This is a genomic window from Ruegeria sp. AP12, assembly GCF_056540025.1.
Window position 1 is genome coordinate 1 of the sequence record NZ_JBQFVZ010000081.1, and the last position, 1,105, is coordinate 1,105.

Consider the following 1,105-nt stretch of genomic DNA (forward strand, 5'->3'; position numbering starts at 1 on the left):
TCTCCGTTCATGACCTCGAGGTTCTGAACTTCCTTGTCGCTGACATAGCTCTCAACGATTTCGTTGATATAGGGCAGCTGGTTACCCGCGGTGTCGACCTGGTGGAAATAGGGGTTCGCCACCAGTTTGCGGCCTTCCGAGGTCTCTTCGACAACGATGTGGCTTTCCAGCGTCGGCACAACCGCACGGCCAATCGCAGCGGCTTTGTCGGCGTCTTTCAGCAGCGGCGAGGGAACGTCTTTCCAATCCGAGCCGCCGTAGTAGAAATCAACCGCTTCGGCGCCGTTGGCGAAACCGTATTCCTGCGCCAGCGCATCGGCGTTTTCGTTGTATTTGGGCATGAACTGGCCCAGGAAATGCTTGGGCTGGAACGGCTGGCCATAGTCGACGGCAAAACGGTTCAGAATGCCCGGCGTCGGCACCGGGAAGGTCATGCGGACGGTCACGTCGTCAACCGCCTCAACATTGATCGGCTCGCCTGCAAACAGCCAGCGATCCGGGGTTTTTTCCAGAATGTCGGTGTTCAACAGAAGGTCGTTGTACCAAAAGGCAACATCTTCGGCGGTGAAGGGTTCGCCGTCCGACCATTTGTGGCCTTCACGCAGCGTGATCGTCAGAACGGTTTTGTCTTCGTTCCAGTCCCAAGCCTTGGCGACGTTGGGCACAACCGTCTGCAAGTCATCCGCATAGCGCACGAAATTCACGTGGCGTACGGATAGAAGGTCCGACGTGCCCGACTCGGTCGCTTTCGAAATGCCAGTAATTGCGCCGCCATACTGGCCGATGCTCTCATAGGGCATCACGACCAGAGGCTCGGCCGGCAGGCGGTCTGCGACAGCGGCCAGGGCGGCGTTGCCAAGGATTTTGCCGTTAAGGTCGGCAATCGCCGGGTTTTCCGAGAATCCCAGGGTGCAGGATGCGGTTGATTGCAGCTCAGCCAGTTCCAATTGCTGCGGGAACGCGGGCTCTAGCCCCATTGGATCAGCGACGGTGGGGACCGGGCAATTTGCCAGCGCGGGAACCGCAATCATCGTCGCGGCAGTGGACATCAGAATATGACGGATCGTCATGACAACCTCCAGGTTTGTTCGACGACCCGGTTAAG

At 58.5% G+C, this 1,105-nt stretch carries 1 protein-coding gene; it reads right to left on the minus strand.

Annotated elements, in window-relative coordinates; translation table 11 throughout:
• A partial coding sequence (locus ACR0E6_RS21375) for an ABC transporter substrate-binding protein (protein ID WP_480587076.1) occupies nt 1-1,070 on the minus strand: 1,070 nt, incomplete at its 3' end.
• Between the last annotated feature and the right edge of the window lie 35 nt (nt 1,071-1,105).